Source organism: Nesterenkonia muleiensis, from assembly GCF_003600155.1.
GTDB lineage: Bacteria > Actinomycetota > Actinomycetes > Actinomycetales > Micrococcaceae > Nesterenkonia > Nesterenkonia muleiensis.
The window spans coordinates 197324-221641 of record NZ_QWLD01000040.1 but is presented as its reverse complement, the minus strand read 5'-3'; the positions used below and the strand labels follow the sequence as shown (position 1 = coordinate 221641).

The window sequence follows — 24318 nt, the reverse complement described above, 5'->3', positions numbered from 1 at the left end:
CAGGAGGCGGAAAGGCCCCGCCGGGGGAACACCTCCGATCAGTGCGGTGTGGGCATCGCAACCGGAGTGACGCTCGCCAAGCAGTCAGGGTTGAAGACGCGCTCAGTCGAGGCAGGATATCTCGCCAACCACGCAACGGGCCTGATCGGACGCTGCGTGAGATTACCACCGCAGTTCGGACAGGTGTAGTTGAGGCCGCGGGCACAATCCGCGCACCAGGTGCATTCGATCGTGCAGATGAGCACGTCCGGATCGTCAGTCGCGAGGTCGCGGTCACAACATTCGCAGTTGGGACGGATGTCAAGCATATCCGCAGTGTACTCAGCCGTTGTGCTGAGTGCTGCTGTTTGTTGCTTAAACCTGCGATTTCGGCCATCTTCCCCAAGGAACAACAGCACTCGATTCCGCTCAGGCCTCTCAGGCGTGGCTGTTACAGAGGGGGTGACGGGAATCGAACCCGCGTAGTCAGCTTGGAAGGCTGAAGCTTTACCATTAAGCTACACCCCCGGACGTCCGGGAAGGACCTCAGAAACTATACCGCAATTCGGCCCGCGATGCCGAGTCAGGGTCCCACCTGCCGGGAGAGTCGGCGGTACAGTCGAGGCGTGACCGACCCCAGACTCAGCATCATTGTGCCGGTGTTCAACACCGGAGAGCATCTGCGCACCCGTGCGTTCCCGTCACTGATCGCCCTGCCGAACTTCGAGCAGATCCAGGTGCTGCTGATCGACGACGGCTCCACCTATCCGGACACCGCGGACGCTGTGGCAGAGCTTGCCGCCGCCCACAGCAACGTCACGGCCTTCTTCCATGAACATGGCGGCTCCGGCTCCGCCTCAAGGCCTCGCAACACCGGCTTCGATCTGGCTGATACCGAGTACCTCGGTTTCCTGGACCCCGATGATGAATTCACCGGCCGCGGACCCTGGCCGCTGGTGGAGGCCCTGGATGCTCACCCCGCGGCTCAGCTGGCCATCGGCAACCAGCAGCGGCTCTACACCGACCGCACCGAGGCGGTGGACAACACCGCCCACTACACCCATCATGCTCTGGGCAACGGACTCTACGCGGCCGGCGGCGAAGTCCTGACCCGCTCCCGGTTCCGGCCCGCCAACCTCAGCAGCTACCTGCTGCGCACCGACTGGTTCCGGCAGACGGGTATCCGTCAGGTGGTCGGTTCCGCCGGTCAAGACTCGCTGTTCTTCCGGCAGATCTTCACCGCCGCGAAGGTCTTTGTCCCGGTGCCGGAGGAGATCTACCTCTACCACGCTGAAACCTCCGGCTCCATGGTCAACACCGTCACCGCCGAATACTTCGCAAAGTGCCTGATCAGAGAACGCGCCCAAGCCCAGTGGCTGGACGCCGCGGGTCTGACTGAGCGCTACGTGCACCACGGCTTCGAGCGGGCCTTCGCCTGGTACCTGCCCCGGATGCGCCGGATCCCTACTGAGCAGCGCGGCGAGGCCCGTGACGTTCTGCGCCAGATCGCCGAGCTCTATGTGGACCCGGCCCAGCACCGATGGCGCTACCCGGAGGCGATGGCCTTCTTCCGCCGCCCCGGGGTCCCCTCGGTGGAGGGCATCAAGCCGCTAGCGGCCTCCGCGCGCCGCAGCGCCAAGCACAGAAGTGCCCAGGCTGCTGCGGCTGCCCGTCGGATCAGGTCTTCCGCGCGTACTCGGCGCGGCCTGGACCCATGAGAGTGGCCAGCATGCCCAGCCCCTCGCAGAGGTAGTAGTCATCGGTGTAGGTGATGGGGCGGCGTCGTGCCCTGCTGCCGAAGCGACGCAGTGCCCCGTACCCTGCACGGGCCAGCCCTTCGGCCGCCACCCGGCCTGCAGCCCGCACCGACCCCGAGGCCCGCAGCCGGCGCTTGGCCGCCCGGACCTGTCCCCCGCGCAGAGCACGACGCCGCAGCCACTCCTTGGTCGCCCGCTCCGCTGGGACATGCTCGGTCACCACCGCTGTTGCGCACCACCAGTACCGGGCCCCGGCGGCCATCATCCGTTCGAAGAGGTCCGAGTCTGAGCCACCGATGAAGTTGAAGGTCTCGTCGAACCTGAATCCGTGTCCGCCCTGCTTCGGGGACCGGAACCATTCGGCGCGCACTAGGGTGTTGTTCGTAGCCAGCCGGCGGGGATGCGGGCCGGTAGGGAAATCCGTGCGGCGCACATAGCCATAGCTGGACGTCCATTCCGGCTCCCCGGCGGCGAAAACGGGAATGACCGGTCCGGAGACCGCGTCTGCCCCGGAGGCGGTGGCCGCCTCCAACAGGGCGGTGAACCAGCCGGACGTCACCCGTTCGTCGTCGTCCAGGAAGATCACCGCCTCGGCTGAGTCCGGCACCGCCTCGAGCGAGGCGTTGCGGGCTGCCGCGATGCCGGGGCGGGGCTGGTGGAGGTACCGGGCCTGGGGATAGGCGGAGGCGACCAGCCGGTCAGCGGTCAGCTCAGGAGCGTTGTCCACCACGATCAGCTGTGGATGTTCCACCGGGGAGTCCTCGGGCAACTGCAGCCCGCGCAATGACTCCAGAAGTGAGGCCAGCAGCTGATTCCGCTGGTAGGTGCAGACCAGAACCCAGATGTTCTCAGTCTTCACGGTTGAGCCCTTCTCCAATGAGACGACCCACCTGGACGCCCAGCGGCTCCTCGTCCTCCGTCACGGTGAAGGTGCCGTTCTCAGCATCTTCCAGTGACGTCATATAGGCCATGAAACCATCCATGTTCTCGCTGGAGAGCGAGCGCTGCAGCAGGGTCATCATCTCTTCGTCGGGGAGGATGACCTCTGCCCCGGCAGAGGTGGTGTGAGGCTCTCCCGCCGGCATGGTGAAGGTGTGGATGTCCCGGGAGCGCAGGCTGGTCATATCCAGGGCGTAGCTGATGATGGTGTTCTGATCCAGCCCGGTGTCCATCTCCATATACGGCAGAATCGCCTCCAGCACGTCGAGCACCCGGTCGGGGTTGGTCAGCGTGTCCCCGGAGAGGAAGCGTTCGGCGATGGCACGCATGACCAGCTGCTGGTTCTCCACCCGCACGTAGTCGCTCATCGGGAAGGACTGGCGTTCTCGCACGAAGCGCAGGGCCTCGGAACCCTCCAGACGAATGGTGCCTTCAGGGTAGAAGGAAGGGTTGATCTGCCCGGCAGAGAAGGACCGGGGATTATCCACATAGACTCCGCCGAGCGCAGCGGTGAGGTCTTCGAACCCGTCGAAGTCGATGGTCACCACGTGATCGATGTGGGTGTAGAGCAGGTTCTCCACCGTGTCGACGGCCAGATCGAGCCCGCCAGCTGACAGCGCGGAGTTGATCCGCCCCTGACCGTGGCCGGGAACCTCGACCCAGAGATCGCGCATGATGGACATCACGTATACCCCGGACCGGTCAGCGGGGATGTGCACCAACATCATCGAATCCGAGCGCTCCCCCTCCTCGCCGGTCCGGGCACGGTAGTCATCCTCATCCGCGCCGCGATTGTCTGAGCCCATCAGCAGGATGTTGATGGTGCCCTCTGCGGTCCGGTAGGCGGTCTCGTCATCGAGGCTGTCCAGCTCTTCGATGACGTTTCGCTCTTCCTGGAACACCGTCTGCAGGCGGTTCACATAGCTGTAGACCACGGCCGCGGCAACGATCGCCAAGACGGCAAGAATCGAGAGCACGATGAGTGTGATGCGGGACTTCCTGCTCAGGCGCCGCTTGCGTTCGGGCTTCTGGCCCGCCGCACCTCGGCGTGTGCCGTGGGTCCCTGACGGGGCGGAGACCACCCCGCCCTTGGCGCGACGGGGACGGTGCTGATCGTTCACCGGCACGGCCCTCCTCTCACTCTGCGGCCGGCAAGTACCGGTCCAGGACCAGAGTCAGGATATCGGCTTCTCCGCGTCCTGAGGTGAGCTCCTCAACGGTGACCCGGGCGGCGTCGCGCTCCGCGTCCTTCTTCGAGGTGCCGGTGCCCTGTCCGAACGGGGTGCCGCCAATCGCCACCGTGGCGCGAAAGGACTTGCTGTGGTCGGGCCCAAAATCCTCCACCATGTAACGTACATCGCCCATCGCTCTGGCAGCGGCAAGCTCCTGAACGGTGGTCTTCCAGTCCTTGCCCGCAGTCATGGCTTCCTTGTCGCTGAGCAGCGGAGTCACCAGACGCAGCACCACGCTGCGGGCCGTTTCGAAACCGTTGGACAGGTAGGCCGCCCCGATCACCGCCTCCATAGTGTCAGCGAGGATGGAGTCCTTCTCCGCACCCTGGGTGCGCAGCTCACCTGTGCCAAGCCTGATATGCGGACCTAACCCAAGCGTCCGTGCGATGCGGGCCAGGGCACGAGTGGACACCAGGGCGGGCCGCAGCTTGGCCAGCTCGCCCTCGGCGAGGTCCTCGAAAGTGCTGTAGAGGTAGTCGGTGACGACCAGCTGCAGGACGGCGTCGCCGAGAAACTCCAACCGCTCATTGGTCGGCAGGCCGGAGTTTTCATAGGCGTAGGAGCGGTGCGTGAGGGCAAGACGAAGAGCCCCGGGGTCGATGTGCACCCCAAGGCTCTTCATCAGCGTCTCTGATTCGGTCAATCCTTCCGGACCGGACAAATCAGGCGTCTGCGACTTTGCGGCCCTTGTACTCGTAGAACAGCGGAGTATCTGCAGAGTCTGTCACCAGCTTGGCCTGGTGCGGACGACTGTAGACGACACGGCCGTTCTCCACCGTCTTGACCAAGGTCGGCACTTCGGCCTTCCACTGGGAGCGGCGGTGACGGGTATTGGCACGGGACTTCTTCCGCTTTGGAACAGCCACGGTGTCCTCATCTCTCTGGGGTTGACTAACAGTTGACTACGACGGCGCAGGGCCGCCTTCATCCTCATCATTAAGTTTCTCTGCCAGGCCGGCTAGGCCGGCCCAGCGTGGGTCCAGCTGCTCGTGGACGTGGCCAGGGTCCTCCTCCATGCGAAGTCCGCATTGGGGGCACAGGCCCTGGCAGTCTTCTGCACACACCGGCTGAAACGGCAGTGCAGAGACCATAAGGTCCCTCAGCACCGGCTCCAGGTCGATCGTCTGGTCCTGGCTGACAACGCGTGTTTCTTCGTCGTCCCCATCAGCGTCCACTGCCTCCTGAACCCAGGAGTAGAGCTGCATGACATCGACCGTCAGCGGGTAGCTGATGGGATCAAGGCAACGTCCGCACTGGCCGGTGACCACTGCGGACGCAGTTCCGGAGAGCAGCACACCTTCATGCACCGATTCAGCTCTGAGGTTCAGGCTGAGCTCGCTGTGCTCGGCAATGCCGACCAGAACCGTTCCCAGCCCTTCAGGGGCCTCAACAGTGCGGGAAAAAGTATCCTGAGCTCCAGGGTGACCTTTAAGCTCCTTGACGTCCACGTGCAGCACATTCTCCTGCTGTGGATGTTTCACAGCTAGTCATCCTACAGCAGATCAGCGGGTCAGCCCAACTGAAACGCGCTAGAGATTCTCGGCAAAGCCCTTGAGCCACAGGCGGAGGTCGGGGCCGAGGTCCTCACGGTCCACCGCCAGGGTGACCACAGCTTTGATGTAGCTGAGCTTGTCGCCGGTGTCGTAGCGGCGGCCGCGGAAAATCACTGCGTGAACCCCGCCGCCCTCCTCCTCAGGCTTGGCGGCCATGGCCTGCAGAGCATCGGTGAGCTGAACTTCTCCGCCCTTGCCCGGGGGCGTGCGCTCCAGCTCGTCGAAGATCGCCGGATGCAGCACGTAGCGGCCGATGATGGCCAGGTTGCTGGGGGCCTCCTCTGCCGGAGGCTTTTCCACCAGCCGGTGGACGGGGACCACCTCGGCGCCGGGCTCCTTGTCCTTGCCACCGGCGTCGACCACGCCATAGGCCGAGACCGCATCCTCGGGAACCTCCATGACCGCGATGACCGAGCCGCCCAATCTCTGTTGGGTCTCCAGCATCGTGCCCAGCAGTTCATCCCTGGCGTCAATGAGGTCATCGCCCAGCAGCACCGCGAATGGTTCCTGGCCCACATGCTGCTTGCCGCAGAGCACCGCATGGCCTAAGCCGAGGGCCTGCCCCTGACGCACATAGTGCAGATCGCCGAGGTTGGTCGCATACTGGACCGCCTCCAACTTCTTGGTGTCCCCCTTGTCCCGCAGCGTCGCCTCCAGAGTCGGGGCCCGGTCGAAGTGGTCCTCCATGGCACGCTTGTTCTGCCCAGTGATCATCAGGATGTCGTCGAGGCCGGCTTTGGAGGCTTCCTCCACCACATACTGGATGGCCGGCTCATCGACCACCGGAAGCATCTCCTTGGGCATTGCCTTGGTGGCAGGAAGAAAACGGGTGCCCAGCCCAGCTGCAGGAATGACGGCCTTAGTGATGCGGTGATGGCTGCTCATAGCGCTACCTTATCGCGTGTGGCCGCGGTAACCGGCATCGGTCAGACGTTTCTGCACTGCACGGGGAATGAATTCGGCCACCTCTCCGCCCAGCGAATGCACCTCTTTGACCAAGGTCGAAGACAGGTGGCTGTACCGGCCGTCAGCGGAGAGAAACACTGTCTCCAGACTGGTCAGGTGGCGGTTCATCGTGGCCATGGAGGCCTCATAGGGAAGGTCGTGAGCGCCTCGAAGACCTTTCACCACCGCGGAGGCTCCGACCTCTTTGCAGAAGTCAGTGAGCAGCACCCCGGGCCGGAGTGGCCTGATGGTGACGCCGCGGAGGTAGGAGAAGGTCTCCCCCGCCATCTCGATCCGCTCCTCCAGGCTGAACATGGGAGTCTTGTGCATGTTCGCCGAGACTGCCACGACCACCTCATCGAAGAGGTTCGCAGCACGGGCGATGATCTCTACGTGGCCGTTGTGCATGGGGTCGAAAGATCCTGGGCACACTGCTGACTGCATGGTCATCCCACCTGTGTCGGCGTCGTCGGGGCATCTTCTGGGCTGCGGGCGCCGGCTGCGGTCTCCAGCACATGGAGGAACCGGCCGAAGAGCAGGTCTCGGTCAAATTCTCGCCGTGCCAGCTCCAGTGCGGCCCGGGACCCGGAGCTGCTGTCGATCCGGCCGGAGGAGATCCCCTCCAACAGCTGATCAGCGGCATCAGCCGGATTGCGCGAGAGCTGCCAGCCGGCGGCGCCGGTGTCCAGCACCTCGGGCAGCCAACCGGCATGGTTGAACAGCACCGGCCGGCCGGCGGCCAAGGCGTCGAAGACCTTGTTCAGCGAGTTGATCTCCAAAGCAGGGTTGTCCACCAGCGTGGAGACAGCAAAATCAGCGGCCGGAAGCATCCGTTCGATCTCGGTGCGCGGGATCTTTCCGGGCAGCACTTCAAGCGGGTTGAGGCCGTATTCGCGTGCCACACTGCGGCATTTCTTGGTGTCAGCGCCCTCACCATAGGCCACCACTCGGAACCTCGCGCCGCGGTGGTGGAGTTCACCGGCCAGGCGGATCAGCCACGGCACGTCATAGGTGACTCCGAAGCTGCCTGCGTAGAAGAGCACAGTCTCTTCCTCCGCCCAGCCGAGTTCAGCGCGGATGGCGGAGCGCGCAGCCCGGCCAGGGGCGAAGTTCTCCACATCAGAGGCGTTGGGCACCACCGTGGTCTGAGCCTGTGGCCAGACCCGTTTGATGCCGGCCTCCATCCCGGGGGACAGAGCGATGACCTGCTTGGCCGATCGGTAGGCGATCTTCTCCAGCGCCTCCGCTGCCCGGATCGCTGTGCGGTTCCTGAGGAACCCCAGCGCCACCGGGGCTTCGGGCCAGAGGTCGCGGACTTCGAACACGAAGGGCGCCCGACGCACCCTGGAGGCGATGATGCCTGGCACCGCGGTGGTCAACGGGGTGGAGGAGGCAAAGACGACATCTGCCTTGACCTTGGCGGCGAACCAGCTGGCCCGGGCCATGAAGAAGACGAAGGAGCGCACCCGCTGCTGGAAGACCATGGCATTCTCATAGGGCACAGCCAAACGGAGGACCTCAACCCCCTCCAGATGCTCGCTGACGGCTTTACGGCCGCCACAGATCACTGTGACCTCATGACCGGCCCGTGCGAGCCGGCGTGCGAACTGCCAGGGGCGCTGCCAGCCCGGCTCCCAGGGGAAGTTGAAGTGCTGATGGATATAGACGATGCGCACACGCACCAGTCTACGTGGCCACCGGCCGAATCAGCGCCTCAGCTGGGATGACCGGAGCCAGCAACAGGACAGACTCACCTCGGCTCGGCCAACCAGATGCACGTTGACCCGTAGTCCTTCTGGTGAAATCGCCGTAGGGCATCCGGCCAGGCCGGCTCCGGTGAGTGCGCATCGCGTTCGACCACCACGGTGGCAGCCGAGTCCAGCTGGGGCGCAGCTGCCTCGAGCACTCTGGCAAGCTCGGTCTCCGGCAGATCGTACGGGGGGTCCAGAAACAGCAGCTCGATGGCGGCACCGTCCCGGGCCTTGAGGTAGCGCAGCGCTGGTGCTTTGTGGACCGTGACCGCGCCCTCTGCCAGTGCGGAGTTCTTGACCAGGGCACGATAGGCTGCCTCGGCCAGATCCACCGCCTCTACACTGCGAGCACCGCGGCTGAAGGCCTCTAGGCCCAGTGCGCCGGAACCGGCGAAGAGATCGACGACGACGGCGTCATCAATGGCGTGATAGCCCTCGAGCCTTGAGAACAGCGACTCCTTGACCCGGTCGCTGGTGGGCCTGGTGCCGTTGCCGGGAACTGCCGAGAGTCTGCGGCCCTTATGACGACCGGCGATGATTCGTGCCACCAGCTCAGCCTACCCCTGGGCGACGTACTCGGCAGCGTCGTCGTGATCCTGCTCCCACTGTTCCACCGCGCGGGCCAGTTCGGGCGCACACCGAAGCTCCGGGTCTTCCTCGGTGAGCCGGCGGATGTATCCGGCGGCGCGTCCGATGAGCTTCTCATCACGGAGGATGCGCAGGTGCTTCAGCGAGCTGACCCTGCCGGACTGGCTGGCGCCGAGCACATCGCCTTCGCGGCGGCGGGCGAGATCGAGTTTCGCCAGTTCCATGCCGTCGCTGGTCTCCGCCACCTGGCGCAGACGCTCCACCGAAGGGTGTTCCTCGGGCATCCTGGTCACCAGGAGGCAGAGATTCGTGCTGGTCTGTCCGCGCCCGATGCGTCCGCGCAGCTGGTGCAGGGTGGAGACGCCGAATGACTCCGCGTCAAGGATCACCATAGTGGTGGCATTGGGGACGTCGACGCCGACCTCGATCACTGTGGTGGCCACCAGCACATCGATCCGCCCCGCTTCGAACTCTGCCATGGTGCCGGCGATCTCCTCAGCGGGCAGTTGTCCGTGCAGGGATCCGATCCTGGCCCCGGCCAGCTGCTGGTTGTCCTGCAGCCGTTGGGTGATGAGCTCCACGGAGGCGTCCTGTGAGACGAAGGCCGAGGCCCAGTCACGGGTGATCGGCTGTCCCTGCGCGCTCCCCCGGGGAACCTCCGCGGCAACGGCGGTTCTCTCCTGCCCGGGCAGCAGGCCGAAGCGGAACTCCAGCTGCCGGTCCAGCTCCTGGGCGGTGCGGTCGGCGGCGCTGATCCTGGGGCAGACCACGTAGACCTGATGACCGGCTCGGACCTGTTCGGCCATCCGCTGCCAGACCCGTTCGATCCAGGCTGGTCCGCGTATCAGCGGGGCCAGGTATGTCTCAGTGGGCGTGCGTCCGCCGGGCATACCCTCCAGGACCGTCAATTCCAGGTCGCCGAAGACGGTCATCGCGACCGACCGGGGAATCGGAGTGGCCGACATGACCAGCATGTGCGGGGTGGGATGATACCGTGCGCGCAAAGCTCTGCGCTGCTCGACGCCGAAACGGTGCTGTTCGTCCACCACCACCAGGCCCAGCTGCGCGAACTGCACGGCCTCGCTCAGCAGTGCGTGGGTGCCGACCACAATCCCGGCCTGGCCGGAGGCGATGTCGAGCAAGGCTTGCTTGCGCTGGCTGGTGCGCATGGAACCGGTCAGCAGGGTGACCTTCACCATTGGCTCAGAGACATCCGGAGCTGAGCTGAACAGCCCGTCATCGGCCAACGCGCCCAACGACCTCTTCAACGAACGGCTGTGCTGAGCGGCCAGGACCTCGGTGGGAGCGACCAGCGCGGCCTGTGCACCGGCGTCTACCACCTGAAGCATGGCCCGCAGCGCCACCAGGGTCTTGCCCGATCCCACCTCGCCCTGCAGCAACCGGTTCATGGGAGTGTCCAGGGCCAGATCTGCCGAGATCAGCGCTCCGCTGCTGCGCTGGCCCTCGGTGAGCTCAAACGAGGTCTGGGCGTCGAAGGCGCTGAGCGCGCCTGATGTCCTCAGCGGCGCGGCAGTGCCGGTGGACCGGGAAGCCTCACGCCTGCGGCGGTGCAGCACTGCCTGCATGACCAGAGCCTCTTCGAGCCGAAAGCGTTTCATGCCTGCTTCTTGGTCGTCCTGGCGCGGCGGCAGGTGCACCAGCCGGTAGGCCTCAGCCAACGGCAGGAGGTTCTCCTTCCGGGCTACCGCCTCCGGTACGGGATCCGGCCATCTGCCGATGTCTGCGGTCTGGAGCAGAGCTGCGATCCCACGGCTGATCTCCCAGCTGGTGATATGCCGGTTGGCCGGATAGAGCGCCAGCGGACCATCGGACGGCACCCCTGGCGAAAAGGGCTGGTCGCTTCCTCCGCCGGGCCTGAACTGCACCTCATAGTCAGGGTTGTTGAGCGTGAGCTGGCCGTTGAACGTGGTCACTTTCCCGTGGAAGAGGGCGCGGACTCCGGGGTTGAGATCTTTCCGGGCCTGGTAACCGTTGAAATAGGCCATCCGCAGGGTGTGCCCACGGCCGTCGTCGACCGTGACCTCCACGATGAGTCCTCGCCGCCGCTGCATGGACCGCTCGCTCTTCTGGGTGACCTTGGCCCGGAAGGTCACGTGCTCGCCCTCCTCGAGCTCGCTGAAGTCGGAAAGCGCATTGGTCTCGATGTACCGGCGCGGAAAGTGATCCAGCAGTTCCTTGGCGGTGACGATTCCCAGCGCCTTGTGGAGGCTCTTGGCCCCCTTCCCGAGAACCCGCTCCAAGGGGGTGTCCGGAAGAATCTCGGTCATCGGTGCAGGGGCGTGGTGGAGCTTTCCTCAAGCGGTCCGGCCTCCTTGACCGCGGCGAGGGTCGTCTCCACATCGTCAGTGTGCACATGGATACGCCAACGCAGGCTGCCGTTCTGATCCGGCTCTGCCCCGATGGGGGTGATGATCACCGACTCACCGAGTTCGTCGAGCCGGTGCCGCAGTGCGGCTGCGCCCAATGGATCCAACAGCACCGTGCACATCAGCTCCACACCCTCTGGTTCCGGCTGATCCGCAGCCTCTCCGGCCCCAGTCGCACCGAGAAACGACGACGGCGCATCATTCTGGTCTCCGTCAGGCAGCTCCCAGCCGGAGAGTCCGTCGAGGATGCTGTGATCGATCTCCTCACCTCGAACCGCAGCTGCCAGGGCCGCCAGCACGATCAGCAGACCCAGCCCTCCTGAATCGACCACACCGGCCCGTGAGAGCACCTCGAGCTGATGCTCAGTCTGGATCAGAGCGCCGCGTGCAGCCTGGACCACTGGATCCATGGCCTGCTCCAGGGCCGCACGTGAGTCAGGTTCCGCGGCGGCGGCCGCCTGGGAACGGGACTCGTCCATGGCGGCATCGAGCACAGAAAGCATGGTGCCCTCCATCGGCTGCGAGAGTGCCGACCAGCCGCGCAGGCTGGCACGTTCAAGCCCGCGTCTGAGCGTGGTGACGGTCAGCCGCTGGTGACCACTCAGCGGTTCAGCCAACCCGCTGATCAGCACAGCGAGAAGTGTTCCCGAATTGCCCTGGGCTGAGCCCATGGCTTCAGCGCCGGCTGAGGCCAAAAGCCTACCCAGGTCATCACTGTCAGTATTCTCCACCGCGGTGCGGCTGGAACGGATGGTCGCAAGCATATTGGCCCCTGTGTCCGAGTCGGCCACCGGATACACATTGATCCGGTCCAGACGGCTCTGGTGGGTCTGCAATGCCTCTTCGGCCAGAGCGAACCAACGCCGAACCGCGGCTGCCCCTTTGACCTTGCCCTTCACCGTCATCCCCCTACTCTGCTCATACGCGCTCTTGCATCAGGGGGCCATTCTTCCTTACTCGTCCTCGTTCATTCTGCTGATGTACTCGTTGAGCGTGCCGTCACGCATGGCTTGGGAGATATCTTCCTGCGCCGCGGTGTCCTGATGCCAGATCCACTGGCCGTCCGATGACCAGCCGGAACCTCCGTTGGGGAGGGTGGCGAACTGGATGTCCCGTACCGCGTCACGAGCTTCCCAAGCCAGTGTGCCGGCGCGGGTGGCGGTCAGATCTGGGTCGGTGATCAGATGCGAGGAGAACGTGGAGACGATGTCATTGGTCCGCATCGGATTGGCGAGGTTGGACGGGGTGGCAGTCTGACTGATCACTGCCCGGATCAATGCCTGCTGGTTGCGGATGCGCTGCAGATCGCCGTCGGGGAAGCTGCTGCGATGCCGAACAAAGCTCAGTGCCTGGTCGGAGTCCATATACTGCTGGCCAGGGCTGAAAGTGTATCCGTCATTGGTGGTGAAGGACTCACCGTAGCTGGAGTTGACCCGCACTCCGTCCACAGCGTCCACCAGACCGACGAAGCCCAGCATGTCGACTGCTGCCAAGTGATCTATCCGCACATCCAGCAGCTGCTCCACTGTTGCCACGGTGAGCCAGTGTCCCTGATCACCACCGAGGGCCAAACCAGCGTTGACCTTGTGCCAGCCGTAGCCGCCGGGGATCTCCACCCACAGGTCACGTGGAATCGAGATCACCTGCATAGAGTCTCCGGATTCGGGAATATGCGCCAGCATCAGGGTGTCGCTGCGGCCTCCGCCGGGAACACGCGGAAGGTCCTCGTCCTCGCCGGAGCCGCCGCCGACGTCCATTCCCATGAGCAGGATATTGATGGCCCCGGTCTCTTCTGGTCGCTCCTCATCCGGCGGCATGACCGGCTCGCTGGCGTTCTCATCGAGTTCAGGGAAGTGCGAGACATTGGTGCTGTAGGACCGCTGGAGTGAAAACAGGTAGGCCCCCGCCGCCACGAGCGCCAGGATCAGCAGTACGGCGGCACCGCCGAGTATCCAGCGGGCACCGCGGCGTTTCTGCCGGCGTGGCTGCTCATCATCGTCATAGATGAAGAACTGATCGGCGGGCCCGGCTGCGGTCATGGAGTGTCTCCTCGGATGCGAGTCGTGCAGATGGCGCACAGTAAAAGATTCCTACAGAATAAGACACGTGCCTGGAAACACCGACTTCACTGCCACGACACACCGGCTGCGGGCGGTCTCAGCGGCTGCTGTGATCCTTGCGGGACTGACAAGCTGCGCTTCGACGGCGTCCGTGGAGTCGGCGCCGGAAGCCCATGATCCGCTCTGCGCTGAGGTGATGCTGGCCCTGCCGGAGGAGGTGGGCGAGTTCGAGCAGCGTCGCACCACGTCACAGGGCACCTCTGTCTGGGGAGAGCCTTCAGCAGTAGTTCTGCGCTGCGGCGTTGAGCCGATAGGACCGACCGAGCATCCCTGTGTCTCCCCCGCCGGTGTGGACTGGGTGTGGATTGAGCACGATGACCACACCCAGCTGATCAGCTTCGGGCGGGAACCCTCGGTAGAGCTGCTGCTGGACCAGGACTACATCAACGAATCCACCATGATGAACGTTCAGGCTGCGCTCTCCGGGCCTGTGGCCCAGATTGAGCAGACACGCGAATGCGTCCCCATCGACCAGACCGCTGACGACGACGGCGCGGACTGACTCAGAACAAGGCCATGGCGAGCTTCTTACGCGCCGCCGCCACCCGCGGATCGGTGTCTCCGACAATGCTGAACAGCTCCACCAGGTGTTTGCGGACGGTTTCCCGGTCCTCTCCGGCGTGGGTCTGGATATAGCGGATCAGCCGGCTGAAGGCGTCTTCTACATGGCCGCCGAGCACATCGACATCAGCCACTTGAGTCTGCGCCTGTGCCTCATCGGGGTTCTCCGCAGCGCGCTGCCGCACCTGCGCCAGATCAACGTTCTGGGTGCGCCGCATCAGCTGGACCTGCGCGATGCCCAGCTTAGCCTCGGCGTCGTCGGGCTTTTCCCTGACCGCCTGCTCAAAGGCTGCCAGGGCACCGTCGTAGTCACCGTTCTCCAGAGCCTCATGGGCCTGAAGGTGAAGCGGCGGCACTTCCGGCTCGGCTGCCTCTGCACTGTCAGCGCCACGCTGGGACTGCGGGGGGACTGTGCCGGTGATGCCGTTCTGGGTAGCCAGCTGAAGGATTTGGCTGACCACCTGAGGCAGTTGGTCCACCGGAGCCTCGGCGTCGAACTCCCCAATGGCCTGACCAGAGAGAAAAGCCGTGACCGCCGGCAGCTTGCCGCCCTGCTGTGCGATCTCCGGTGAGGCGGCGGCGTCGATGCTTGCCAGGACCATCCGGCCCTTCTGCGCGTCAACGGCGCTCTCCAGTGTGGAGCGGAACTGCTCCGAGAGGGCGTCGCTGCCGTGGATCAGGACCAGCACCGGCACCTGAGCCGAAAGCTGGACAATCTGCTGTAGCTGCTGCGGAGCCGCTGCTACGGTCCAGGAATCCCGGGCAGCGCCCTGCTGCGGGGCGGCACTTCCTGTACTGCCGGCAAGGGCGGAGAGGTCTACGGCGCCCTGGGTGTTGGCACCTCGGGTATTGGCTGCGTCAGTATTAGCACTCATCAACCACCATCTTAGTAGCCATCGAACCAGTCCGGGGTGTCGATGCTGGCATCGGAGATCAGATTGTCCACTCCGAGCAGGACAATCTCCTCTTCGGAGTCCTCTGGCGGTATCTGCGCCACGACGAATTCCTGAGAGGTGATCTGGGTCGGGAACGTGGTCCAGTCGGTGCCCAGCAGCTCCTCCACCAGATCGTGCTCCAGGAAGATCGTGTCGCCATCGCTGATCGGAGACATCTGCAGGCTGATATCGAAGGCTCCGGCCACTACCACAGTCCCATCCGGAAGCTCCACTGCGGAGATCTCCTCGTAGTCCACCTCAGGCGAAGGGATCTCGATCTCCGTGTCGTCGGCATCCTCATTGAGCGCCTGGTGGTACTCATGCAGCTCCTCGATGTAGGCGCTCTCGGCCATCTGGTCGCCGAACTCGTGGCCGTCGTCTGCGAACCAGTTGGCGATGCCGCCCAAGGTGGCCGCCGGGGAGTCCTCTGCCTCGGCATCTCCTGGGTCTGCCACCGAGACTCCGCCCTGCTCCGGTGAGAACGCGGGGAACTCAGTGCCCGGTGCCATCATGGCGGTGTGCACCAGCTTGTAGTTCTCGCGTGCCGAAGTCTGCTCCAGCACCAGGATCTGCGGCACCTCTGTGTCGGGGTGCTCGACGATGACCACCGCCTGCCGCGGGAACTCCGGGTCCCCGGACACCGCGGCAGAGAGCACATCGGTGCCAATGGGCGCAGGCAGGGAGGTTTCTGCGAGGTCGTAGTTGCGGTAGGCCAGTTCACGGTACTCCAGAGCCTTGCCGCCCACTCGATCTTCCAGCAGCTCAGCGTCCTGCTCCTCATCCCCGGAGTCCACAGTCTCAGCGATATCCTCCAGGATGCGGTCCAGCTGGGAGCTCAGCAGCACGGAGTAACCCTCTGAGGGCATCTCTCCTTCAACGCCGGGCTCAGCACCCTCCTCGTCTAGCTCCTCGGCGTCCAGTTCATCGGGAGCCTCGTCCTGCTCGCCGTCCTGATCCTCCGGCTCCTCAGCCTCATCGGTCTGCTCGCCTCCGCCCTCGGAATCATCAGTCTCCTCATCGGAGTCCTCAGGCTCGCCGTCGGCGTCGTCGTCGCCATCCTCGGCGCCGTCGGCGTCCTCATCGGTCTGCTCAGTATCAGCCTCGGACTCGTCCTGCTCATCCTCAGCGTGGGCGGGGCCCGCCGGGCCGAAGGCGGAGGCCAGCGCCACCAGCATGGCCAGCGCCACCGCGAAAGGTGACTTGCCGCCGCCCAGCCGATCACGCAGTCCCTTGGCCCAGCCGGAGAGCTTCTCACCGGTCTCGGCATTGGTCTGCTCGGGAGTGTCGCCCGTGGTCAACGGACCGTCCTCATCCTCATCGTCGTCCTGGTCATCTTCGCGCACCTCATCTTTTGCTTCGCCGCTGTCTGAGTCCCCGGTGTTACTGCCACTGGCATCGTCTTCGGACCCAGCGTCTGCATCCTGTTCAGCAGGCTCCTCCGCATAGACGGGAACCAGCGCAGTGGGAGCGTCCTCGTCCTCCTCGACCGCAGCCTCCGCACTCGGCACGGTCCAGGCCGCTGCCTGTTGCGCAGGGCGCTCATGGTCTGAGTCAGCTTCCCGCTGCTCAGCTGGCTCGGCTTCCTCAGCTGTCTCTGCTTCCTCTGCTGCCGCGGGCTGTACAGCAGCGGAGGCCGCAGCCGCATCGTCCTTCTTCCGCCGCGGAGCGCTCAACGCCCGGTAGAACAGTCCCAGCGCCAGCAGAATCAGCAGTGCGCCGATCACCGTCAGAGCAATCCCTCCGACAGCGGAGAGGGTCACCGTCTCCGTAGTGGTGATGGCAGCCGGCGCAGGCTCATCGTCCTCCCGGTAGATCAGCAGCGCCCAATCACCGGCCTCATCCGGGGTGTCCCAGCGGTATGGCATCTCCCCCTCGGCGGTCTCCACGCTGACCCAGAGGTCGGAGGTGCTGGGATCGGGGACGTCGGTCTCACCGTCGATGAACTCGGCGACGAACCGCGAGGGCTGGTCAGGATCGTCGGAAGGCTCGAACCCGGTCAGCCTGTTGTGCGCGGCATCGTCGAGCCAGGCCTCAACATCATAGGTCCGTCCCAGGGCGATCAGGTACTCGCCCTCTGCCTCGATGGTGAACTCGTCACGGCCGTCTTCGGCATCGATCACGTCATCGGTGATGACGGTGAAGGGTGCTTCCTGCGCCCCTTCCGTTTCGACGGTGTAGGTCTCCTCCGTCTCAGCGGTCAGCTGAGTGATGCCCAGGCCGAGCAGCACGAGGCCCAGGAGGAAGGCAATGATGGCGTACACGAATCGCACGGGGGTGTTGTCCTTTGATTGGCGGCGCGGGGCTTCTTCAAGCCCCGAACGGGAACGTTCAGCGCTCCAGACTACAGAAGATAACGATACGGTTACAATTCAGGGTTTTTTCAGCTTCCTGGCGATCCTGGCGCTTGCTGCTATGGCAATTCCTTGCCTGAGTGCCTCTTTCATATCCCCGTGGGCTATCAGCGTCCCCGGAGGCCGAAGATCTGAACACCTCTCGATAATGACCGGGCACAACCGCGTAGGACCAGATGTCTGACTCTGGGATGATGGTGCGCGTGGGTAAAGGGAAGCGGCGTCGCGGCGGATCGAAATGGCAGCAGGAGCACCGGCCGCTGAGCACCCGGTTCCTGGCTCCGGGCGGGATCTCCGCAGGAAGAGTACGACGGCGCGACGGCGAGTACCACGTGCGGTACATCTCCGGGGCGGCGACAGCTAAGGAGTACAGCTGCCCCGGATGCGGACGTATCATTCCGGAAGGTCTTGCGCATGTGGTCGCCTGGCGTGCGGATTCGATCCTGGGTGACGAGCATGCCGCCTCCGAACGCCGCCATTGGCACAGCCACTGCTGGAAGATCGGCTAGGCGCTGCCCCTCGGCGGTCAGCAGCGCGGTCGTGAGCCCACCTGCGTCTTCGAGGCGCATGGTCGTTAATCAGGACACCGGTGGGATTCAACGGGTGTGGTAGCGCGCGTAGATCAGTCCGCTGTCGAAAGCGCGCTCCTCGACCAGTTCCAGATCAAGGCGAACGCCGTCGGGAAAGAACCGCGTGCCGCCACCTACCACGCTCGTTGTCATGAAGAGGTGGTACTCGTCCACCAGCCCAGCAGTGATCGCCTGGGCGGCGAGGTTGGGACCATCGACGGTGAGGTCTTGATCTGACTGGTCCTTGAGCTTGCGCACCTCGTCTGGATCAAAGGTTCGCTCGATCCGGGTCTTCGCACTCACCACCGACTCCAGCGTCGTGGAATAGACGACCTTCTGCGCGGCCTGCCAATCGCGGGCGTACTGCAGGATGTGCGGCGGCAGGTCGGGTTCGGTGTGCGCGGTCTCCCAAAAGACCATCGTCTCGTACATCCGCCGACCGTAGAGGTAGGTACCCACGTGGCGGAAAGTATCGCCGATGAAGGTATGCACCTCCGGATCCTCGGCCCCCCTGCCGAGGTTGCCCTCTGCTGCCTCGGCGTAGCCATCCAGCGAGGTGATCATGGAGTACATGAGCTTCGCCATACGTCTCCTCGGGGTGGCGTCCTTTATGTCCGGCTGCTTCTGTTGGAGGTGAGCCAGTTGACTCACCTCCAACAGAATATCGACCACTAGACGGTGAGTCAAGTAACTCACCTCTATGTCATACTAGGCGTATGTCACGCCAACACTCCGCGTACCATCGGCAAGTCGCTGCAACCAACCGTGCGGCGATCCTCAACGCGGCCCAAGAGCTGTTCCTCACATCCGGCTACGACCGGACTTCGCTGGCGAGCGTCGCCGAGAACGCCGGGGTCTCCAAGGCAACTCTGTTCAAGCAGTTTCCGACAAAGGCAAAGCTCTTCGAGGCAACGGTGCTCGCAGTGGGTGACACACCTGACACAGCGCTTGAAGACCCGCCGTCCGGAGATTTCCACGCCGGTTTGGTCGTCCTAGGTCTCGCATACGCAGAGTTGTTGTCCCGCCCTCAGATGACGGACTTGATCCGTACTCTGATCGCCGAATCCCCGAGATTCCCGGAACTGCGCGAGCGGACGTTCGATTTCGGCACGCTGCCCGCACTCACGGCGCTAAAACGCTACTTCCTAGCCGAAAGCGCTGCGGGAACCGCCAAGGTCGATGATCCGGACGTGGCGGCACCCCAGTTCCTTGGCATGATCGCCACCGTCATCTTCTGGCCCCGCCTCGTCCACGGCAACTGGTCACTCAGCGAGGAAGAGACGCTCCAAGTGGTAGAGGAGGCAGCTCGAACGATGGTCGCACGCTACAGCACGCCGGAGAGCTGAACGGGTTTCCCCGCCCGCGGGACCACCTTTAGGCGTGAAGGCCGGCGCAAGCCGGCCGAGAGCGTGGCGGGGTTTCCCCGCCCGCGGGACCAACTCTTCTTCGAAGGCGACCGGGAGATGCCTCCAACCGGGGTTTCCCCGCCCGCGGGACCAACTCAGAACAGGCGGGGAGCGCCGGATTCCTCACCCTTCATCTCTTCGTAGTCCAGCACCACACAGCGTATCCCGCGGTCCTGGGCGAGGGTCCTGGCCTGCGGTTTGATCTGCTGGGCGGCGAAGACCCCCTCCACCGGCGCCAGCAGCGGATCACGGTTCAGCAGCTCAAGATAGCGGGACAGCTGTTCGACACCGTCGATGTCGCCCCGGCGCTTGAGCTCCACGGCAACAGTCCCCGCCGGTCCCTTGGCCAGAATGTCCACCGGTCCAATGGGTGTCGCATGTTCGCGGCGAATCAGACTGTGCCCGTCCCCCAGGCGTTCGATCTGCTCTGCCAGCAGACGCTGCAGATCGGCCTCCACACCGTCTTTGACCAAGCCCGGGTCGGTGCCAAGCTCATGTGAGGAGTCATGGTGAACCTCGGAGATCAGGATCCTCAGCTCATCGTCGGTCTTCTCCGCCGAGACAGTCCAGATCTCTCGGATACCTGCTTCTGACTGGTGATCATCCGGTGCTGAAACCCGTAGGGACGCCGGAGGAGACATCCAGTTCAACGGCTTGTAGGAACCACCGTCGGAGTGAATGAGAACGGCTCCGTCCGCCTTGACCATGAGCAGGCGCTTGGCCAGTGCAAGATGAGCGTTCAAACGGCCGGAGTAGTTCACCGAACAGGTGGCAATGACGATTCGCACGGTGCACGATCTTACCGGAGAGGCAGTTCGCCCCGGGACCTGTGCAGGACCCGGGGCGAACCAGAGAGCAAGAGATGAGGACCGGACGGGGGCTCTGCCCGCTGGCGAGATTAATCCGCGATGTCGGCCTCGTCGGCGACGACGGTCACTCTGTCCTCGTCCACCGAGAAGAAACCGCCTTTGACGTGAGCCTTCACGGCACCGCCTTCGACCGGCTCAATGGTCAGCTCGCCCTCGGCCAGCACCGCCAGCACCGGGGTGTGTCCGGGCAGGATTCCCATATCACCGTCAACGGTACGCCCGGTCAGGGACTTGGCCTCCCCCGACCACACCGCGTGGTCGGCGGCGACAACCTGTACATCCAGAGTGGCCATGGCAGATCAGCCCTGCTTCTGCAGTTCGGCGTACTTGCGCTCCACGTCGTCGAGTCCGCCGATGTTGTAGAAGGCCTGCTCGGGGATGTGGTCCAGGTCGCCGTTGGCGATCGCGTTGAAGCCTTCGATCGTGTCCTTGATCGGCACAGTGGAGCCTTCCACACCGGTGAACTGCAGCGCGGTGTAGGTGTTCTGCGAAAGGAACTGCTCGATGCGCCGGGCGCGGGCCACCAGGATCTTGTCCTCTTCGGAGAGCTCGTCGACACCCAGGATCGCGATGATGTCCTGCAGCTCCTTGTTCTTCTGCAGGATCTGCTTGACCCGGGTCGCGCAGTCGTAGTGCTCCTGGCCGATGTACTGCGGGTCCAGGATGCGTGAGGTGGAGGTCAGCGGGTTCACTGCCGGATACAGTCCGCGGGAGGCGATCGCACGGTCCAGCTCGGTGGTCGCATCCAGGTGGGCGAACACATTGGCAGGAGCCGGGTCGGTGTAGTCATCGGCGGGCACGTAGACGGCCTGCATGGAGGTGATGGAGTGACCGCGGGTGGAGGTGATGCGCTCCTGCAGCACGCCCATCTCATCGGCCAGGTTCGGCTGATAACCCACTGCCGAGGGCATGCGCCCCAGCAGCGTGGAGACCTCGGATCCGGCCTGGGAGAAGCGGAAGATGTTGTCGATGAACAGCAGCACGTCCTGGTTCTGCACATCGCGGAAATACTCCGCCATGGTCAGCGCACTCAGCGCTACGCGCAGACGCGTTCCCGGCGGCTCATCCATCTGGCCGAACACCAGGGCGGTGTCCTTGAGCACCCCGGCTTCTTCCATCTCGACCCAGAGGTCGTTGCCCTCACGAGTGCGCTCACCCACACCGGCGAAGACCGAGGTGCCGCCGAAGTTGCGGGCCACACGGGTGATCATCTCCTGGATGAGCACCGTCTTTCCCACACCGGCGCCGCCGAACAGGCCGATCTTTCCACCCTGGATATAGGGGGTCAGCAGGTCGATCACCTTGATGCCGGTCTCCAGCATCTCGGTGGAGCCTTCAAGCTGGTCGAAGCCGGGCGCCTGACGGTGGATGGGCCAGCGCTCGGTGACCTCGAGCTCCTCAGTGGGGATGTCTAGGGTCTCGCCGAGGACGTTGAAGATGTGGCCCTTGACCGAATCACCCACCGGCACCGAAATCGGCGCGCCGGTGTCGTGGACCGGCACCCCGCGCACCAGGCCGTCAGTGGCCTGCAGCGAGATGGCGCGCACCAGGTTGTCGCCCAGGTGCGCCGCCACCTCGAAGGTGATCTTTGTGGTCTGGCTGCCCAGGGTCAGCTCAGCGGTCAGCGCGTTGTACATCCCCGGGATGGCATCGGCCGGGAACTCGATGTCAACGACCGGGCCGATCACACGCGCAACACGTCCGGTCGCACCGGGCTGCACGGCCCCTGCGGGCTGTTCTGCAGTAGTGGCAGTCATCTCTCTCACTTTCAATTACGACGACGCCAGCGCGTCGGCACCGGCGATGAGCTCGGAGAGCTCCTGGGTGATCTCGGCCTGGCGCGCGTTGTTGCGCAGCAGGGTGTACTTCTGGATGAGGTCGTTGGCATTGTCGCCGGCGGACTTCATGGCCTTCTGGCGTGCAGCGAGCTCAGAAGCTGCCGCCTCCAGCATGGCGGAGAAGATACGCGACTCGATGTACTTGGGCAGCAGCGCGTCCAGCACCTCCTCCGGGGAGGGCTCGAACTCGTAGAGGGGGTGAACGCCCTTGTTCTGCTCGGACTCCACCACGGCAAGTGGGAGCAGTCGTTTGACCACTGGCTCCTGGGTCACCATGGACTGAAACTCCGTGAAGACCAGATAGATCTCATCCACCCCGCCCTCATCGGTCGGCTGGATGAACCGGTCCACCAGGGTCCTGCCGATGTCTTTGGCCGTCTCCACCACCGGGCTGTCCGTGTTGCCGGTCCAGACCTGCTCGTACTCCCGACTGCGGAAGTCGTAGAAGGCCTGCACCTTCCGCCCATAGAGGTAGGGCCGCACCTCCACCTCATCATGCTTCAACCGGGCCAGCAGGGACTCGGACTGTTTGATGACGTTGGTGGAGTACGCACCGGCCAGACCGCGGTCGGAAGCCAGGACGAGCACAGCGGCCCGCTGAGGCTGATCGACCTTCTGGGTCAGCACGTGGTCGATGTCGTTCTGGGCGGCGACTGCGGCCACAGCGCGGGTGATGGCCTCAGCGTACGGTGTGGAGGCCTCCGCGTGGCTGCGCGCCTTGCCCACCCGCGCGGTGGCGATCAGCTCCATCGCTTTGAAGATCTTCTTCATCGACGAGGTCGATCTGATCTTGTCGCGATAGACCCGGATCTGGGCTCCCATGCGTGTCCTTCCTTAGGTTCGAGGAAATAGGCGTCGGCCGGTCAGGCCTTCAGCTCTTCCTGCTGAATCTCGTCGGCGTCCATGGCAATGGCCTCTTCAGTGCCGACCACGGAATCGGACTCACCAGCCACAAACTGGCTCTTGAAGTCCACGATCCCTGACTTCAGGGCTTCTGCAGTGTCATCTTCCAGCTTGCCGCTGGCAGCAACATTGGTGAGCACATCGGTCTTCCGACGCAGGTAGTCGATCCACTCCGCCTCAAAGCGCTTGATATCGGCGGTCTCGACGTCGTCCAGATGGCCCTGTGAGCCGGCCCAGATGGAGACCACCTGCTCCTCCACCGGGTACGGGGTGTACTGCGCCTGCTTGAGCAGCTCGGTCTGCCGCTCACCGCGGGTCAGCTGGGCGCGGGTGGCCGCATCGAGGTCGGAGGCGAACATGGCAAAGGCCTGCATATCCCGGTACTGGGCCAGGTCCAGCTTCAACGTGCCGGAGACCTTCTTCATCGCCTTGGTCTGGGCAGCACCGCCGACGCGGGAAACGGAGATGCCGACGTCTACGGCAGGGCGCTGGTTGGAGTTGAACAGGTCTGACTGCAGGAAGATCTGTCCGTCGGTGATGGAGATGACGTTGGTCGGAATAAACGCACCGACGTCATTGGCCTTGGTCTCGATGATCGGGAAACCGGTCATGGAACCGGCGCCCAGGTCGTCGGAGAGCTTGGCGCAGCGCTCCAGCAGGCGCGAGTGCAGATAGAACACATCACCGGGGAATGCCTCACGTCCCGGCGGGCGGCGCAGCAGCAGCGAGATGGCGCGGTAGGCCTCAGCCTGCTTGGAGAGATCATCGAAGATGATCAGTACATGCTTACCGCCGTACATCCAATGCTGGCCTATGGCCGAGCCGGCGAAGGGTGCCAGGTACTTGAAGCCGGAGGGATCGGAGGCCGGTGCCGCCACAATGGTGGTGTACTCCAGGGCTCCGCGCTCTTCCAGGGTCTGCCGGACCGAGGCGATGGTGGAGGCCTTCTGGCCCACGGCCACGTAGACGCAGCGGACCTGCTTGTCCACATCCCCGGAGTCCCAGTTGTCCTTCTGGTTCAGGATGGTGTCGATGGCGATGGCGGTCTTGCCGGTCTGGCGGTCGCCGATGATCAGCTGGCGCTGGCCGCGGCCGATCGGGATCATCGCGTCGATCGCCTTGATGCCGGTCTGCAGCGGCTCGTGCACAGACTTGCGCTGGGTGACCCCGGGAGCCTGCAGCTCCAGGGCGCGCCGGCTCTCAGCCTCGATCTCACCGAGTCCGTCGATGGGGGTACCCAGCGGGTCCACCACACGGCCCAGGAACTTGTCACCCACCGGCACCGAGAGGATCTCTCCGGTGCGGGTGACCTCCTGGCCCTCCTCGATGCCGGAGAACTCGCCGAGGATCACGACGCCGATCTCGCGGGTGTCAAGGTTCTGGGCGAGTCCCAACGTGCCGTCTTCAAAGCGAAGAAGTTCGTTCGACATGGCCGAGGGCAGACCCTCGACTCGTGCGATGCCGTCGGCCGCGGAGATCACGCGTCCGACCTCGGTGCGCTCAGCGCTTCCCGGGTCGTAGGACGCCGCGAACTCGCTCAAGGCGTTGCGGACGTCATCGGCGTTGATGGTCAGATCGGCCATCTGCAGTCCCTGCTCTCCTCTATCTGTGGCCGCTGCTTGGGCGACCGTTCGG

25 protein-coding genes and 1 tRNA gene are annotated in these 24318 nt (G+C 64.3%); 4 read left to right on the top strand and 22 right to left on the bottom strand.

All coding sequences use genetic code 11. The features are described 5' to 3' along the window. Positions 1-38 precede the first annotated feature (38 nt). Both DVO78_RS12220 and DVO78_RS12215 read right to left on the bottom strand, forming a co-directional pair. Positions 39-308, bottom strand: coding sequence for a DUF1272 domain-containing protein (locus DVO78_RS12220; protein ID WP_120005381.1), 270 nt, complete (start codon positions 306-308; stop codon positions 39-41). Between the two features lie 128 nt (positions 309-436). Continuing rightward, positions 437-507: transfer RNA gene (locus tag DVO78_RS12215), tRNA-Gly, on the bottom strand. A gap of 98 nt (positions 508-605) precedes the next feature. Here DVO78_RS12215 and DVO78_RS12210 point away from each other — a divergent pair. Beyond that, positions 606-1697, top strand: coding sequence for a glycosyltransferase family 2 protein (locus DVO78_RS12210; RefSeq protein ID WP_162301591.1), 1092 nt, complete (start codon positions 606-608; stop codon positions 1695-1697). On the opposite strand, the gene DVO78_RS12205 is transcribed toward DVO78_RS12210, so the two are convergent. From DVO78_RS12205 to DVO78_RS12150, 12 genes are all read right to left on the bottom strand, one after another. Next, a complete protein-coding gene (locus tag DVO78_RS12205) occupies positions 1657-2595 on the bottom strand; it encodes a glycosyltransferase family 2 protein (protein WP_157984023.1) in 939 nt (312 codons plus the stop codon). The genes DVO78_RS12210 and DVO78_RS12205 overlap by 41 nt on opposite strands. Then, entirely contained in the window at positions 2585-3796 is a 1212-nt protein-coding gene (locus DVO78_RS12200) for an LCP family protein (protein ID WP_157984022.1), read from the bottom strand. Before DVO78_RS12200 ends, DVO78_RS12205 begins: the two co-directional genes overlap by 11 nt. 16 nt (positions 3797-3812) lie before the next feature. Beyond that, the gene (gene rnc / locus DVO78_RS12195) at positions 3813-4550 is read right to left on the bottom strand and encodes a ribonuclease III (protein WP_120005158.1); all 738 of its coding nucleotides are present in this window, start codon (positions 4548-4550) and stop codon (positions 3813-3815) included. A 19-nt stretch (positions 4551-4569) separates the two neighbouring features. Continuing rightward, positions 4570-4773 (bottom strand): 50S ribosomal protein L32, encoded by a 204-nt coding sequence (rpmF, locus tag DVO78_RS12190; RefSeq protein WP_044494594.1) that lies wholly within the window; start codon positions 4771-4773, stop codon positions 4570-4572. A gap of 36 nt (positions 4774-4809) precedes the next feature. Then, on the bottom strand, positions 4810-5388 hold the full coding sequence (locus DVO78_RS12185; RefSeq protein WP_238385279.1) for a YceD family protein: 579 nt from the start codon (positions 5386-5388) through the stop codon (positions 4810-4812). 48 nt (positions 5389-5436) lie between these two features. After that, positions 5437-6345, bottom strand: a complete 909-nt coding sequence (galU, locus tag DVO78_RS12180) for a UTP--glucose-1-phosphate uridylyltransferase GalU (protein ID WP_120005157.1) — start codon at positions 6343-6345, stop codon at positions 5437-5439. Between the two features lie 9 nt (positions 6346-6354). Further along, a complete protein-coding gene (coaD, locus tag DVO78_RS12175; RefSeq protein ID WP_120005156.1) occupies positions 6355-6849 on the bottom strand; it encodes a pantetheine-phosphate adenylyltransferase in 495 nt (164 codons plus the stop codon). Positions 6850-6851: 2 nt separating this feature from the next. Beyond that, positions 6852-8081, bottom strand: a complete 1230-nt coding sequence (locus tag DVO78_RS12170) for a glycosyltransferase family 4 protein (protein WP_157984021.1) — start codon at positions 8079-8081, stop codon at positions 6852-6854. 74 nt (positions 8082-8155) lie between these two features. Further along, on the bottom strand, positions 8156-8704 hold the full coding sequence (gene rsmD / locus DVO78_RS12165; RefSeq protein ID WP_120005154.1) for a 16S rRNA (guanine(966)-N(2))-methyltransferase RsmD: 549 nt from the start codon (positions 8702-8704) through the stop codon (positions 8156-8158). 9 nt (positions 8705-8713) lie between these two features. Beyond that, entirely contained in the window at positions 8714-11032 is a 2319-nt protein-coding gene (locus tag DVO78_RS12160) for an ATP-dependent DNA helicase RecG (protein WP_120005153.1), read from the bottom strand. Beyond that, positions 11029-12036: a DAK2 domain-containing protein gene (locus tag DVO78_RS12155; RefSeq protein WP_120005152.1), complete on the bottom strand. Its 1008-nt coding sequence runs from the start codon at positions 12034-12036 to the stop codon at positions 11029-11031. The genes DVO78_RS12160 and DVO78_RS12155 overlap by 4 nt, the downstream gene beginning before the upstream one ends. Before the next feature lie 48 nt (positions 12037-12084). Beyond that, positions 12085-13170, bottom strand: coding sequence for an LCP family protein (locus tag DVO78_RS12150; protein ID WP_120005151.1), 1086 nt, complete (start codon positions 13168-13170; stop codon positions 12085-12087). A 67-nt stretch (positions 13171-13237) separates the two neighbouring features. Between DVO78_RS12150 and DVO78_RS12145 the strand changes: the two genes are divergently transcribed. Continuing rightward, entirely contained in the window at positions 13238-13753 is a 516-nt protein-coding gene (locus DVO78_RS12145) for a DUF3515 family protein (protein WP_157984020.1), read from the top strand. Between the two features lies 1 nt (position 13754). On the opposite strand, the gene DVO78_RS12140 is transcribed toward DVO78_RS12145, so the two are convergent. Both DVO78_RS12140 and DVO78_RS12135 read right to left on the bottom strand, forming a co-directional pair. Beyond that, positions 13755-14687, bottom strand: coding sequence for a tetratricopeptide repeat protein (locus DVO78_RS12140; RefSeq protein ID WP_120005149.1), 933 nt, complete (start codon positions 14685-14687; stop codon positions 13755-13757). 11 nt (positions 14688-14698) lie between these two features. Further along, positions 14699-17017 carry an ICP22 family protein gene (locus DVO78_RS12135; RefSeq protein ID WP_120005148.1) on the bottom strand — a complete coding sequence of 773 codons (2319 nt, stop codon included), beginning with the start codon at positions 17015-17017 and terminating at the stop codon, positions 14699-14701. 257 nt (positions 17018-17274) lie between these two features. Here DVO78_RS12135 and DVO78_RS12130 point away from each other — a divergent pair, with 257 nt between their 5' ends. Then, complete coding sequence (locus DVO78_RS12130) at positions 17275-17607, top strand: hypothetical protein (RefSeq protein WP_238385278.1); 333 nt, start codon at positions 17275-17277, stop codon at positions 17605-17607. 87 nt (positions 17608-17694) lie between these two features. Here DVO78_RS12130 and DVO78_RS12125 read toward each other — a convergent pair whose 3' ends face one another. Further along, positions 17695-18252 carry a dihydrofolate reductase family protein gene (locus DVO78_RS12125; RefSeq protein WP_120005147.1) on the bottom strand — a complete coding sequence of 186 codons (558 nt, stop codon included), beginning with the start codon at positions 18250-18252 and terminating at the stop codon, positions 17695-17697. 131 nt (positions 18253-18383) lie between these two features. Here DVO78_RS12125 and DVO78_RS12120 point away from each other — a divergent pair, with 131 nt between their 5' ends. After that, positions 18384-19013 carry a TetR/AcrR family transcriptional regulator gene (locus tag DVO78_RS12120; protein WP_120005146.1) on the top strand — a complete coding sequence of 210 codons (630 nt, stop codon included), beginning with the start codon at positions 18384-18386 and terminating at the stop codon, positions 19011-19013. A gap of 155 nt (positions 19014-19168) precedes the next feature. Here the strand turns inward: DVO78_RS12120 and nucS are convergent, their stop codons facing one another. The 5 genes from nucS to atpA form a co-directional block, all read right to left on the bottom strand. After that, positions 19169-19861: an endonuclease NucS gene (gene nucS / locus DVO78_RS12115; RefSeq protein ID WP_120005145.1), complete on the bottom strand. Its 693-nt coding sequence runs from the start codon at positions 19859-19861 to the stop codon at positions 19169-19171. A 110-nt stretch (positions 19862-19971) separates the two neighbouring features. Next, positions 19972-20235: a F0F1 ATP synthase subunit epsilon gene (locus DVO78_RS12110; RefSeq protein WP_120005144.1), complete on the bottom strand. Its 264-nt coding sequence runs from the start codon at positions 20233-20235 to the stop codon at positions 19972-19974. Positions 20236-20241: 6 nt separating this feature from the next. Beyond that, the gene (atpD, locus tag DVO78_RS12105) at positions 20242-21699 is read right to left on the bottom strand and encodes a F0F1 ATP synthase subunit beta (RefSeq protein WP_120005143.1); all 1458 of its coding nucleotides are present in this window, start codon (positions 21697-21699) and stop codon (positions 20242-20244) included. A 15-nt stretch (positions 21700-21714) separates the two neighbouring features. Further along, positions 21715-22602, bottom strand: coding sequence for a F0F1 ATP synthase subunit gamma (locus tag DVO78_RS12100; protein WP_120005142.1), 888 nt, complete (start codon positions 22600-22602; stop codon positions 21715-21717). A 41-nt stretch (positions 22603-22643) separates the two neighbouring features. Continuing rightward, positions 22644-24266, bottom strand: a complete 1623-nt coding sequence (gene atpA, locus DVO78_RS12095) for a F0F1 ATP synthase subunit alpha (RefSeq protein WP_120005141.1) — start codon at positions 24264-24266, stop codon at positions 22644-22646. Positions 24267-24318: the final 52 nt, after the last annotated feature.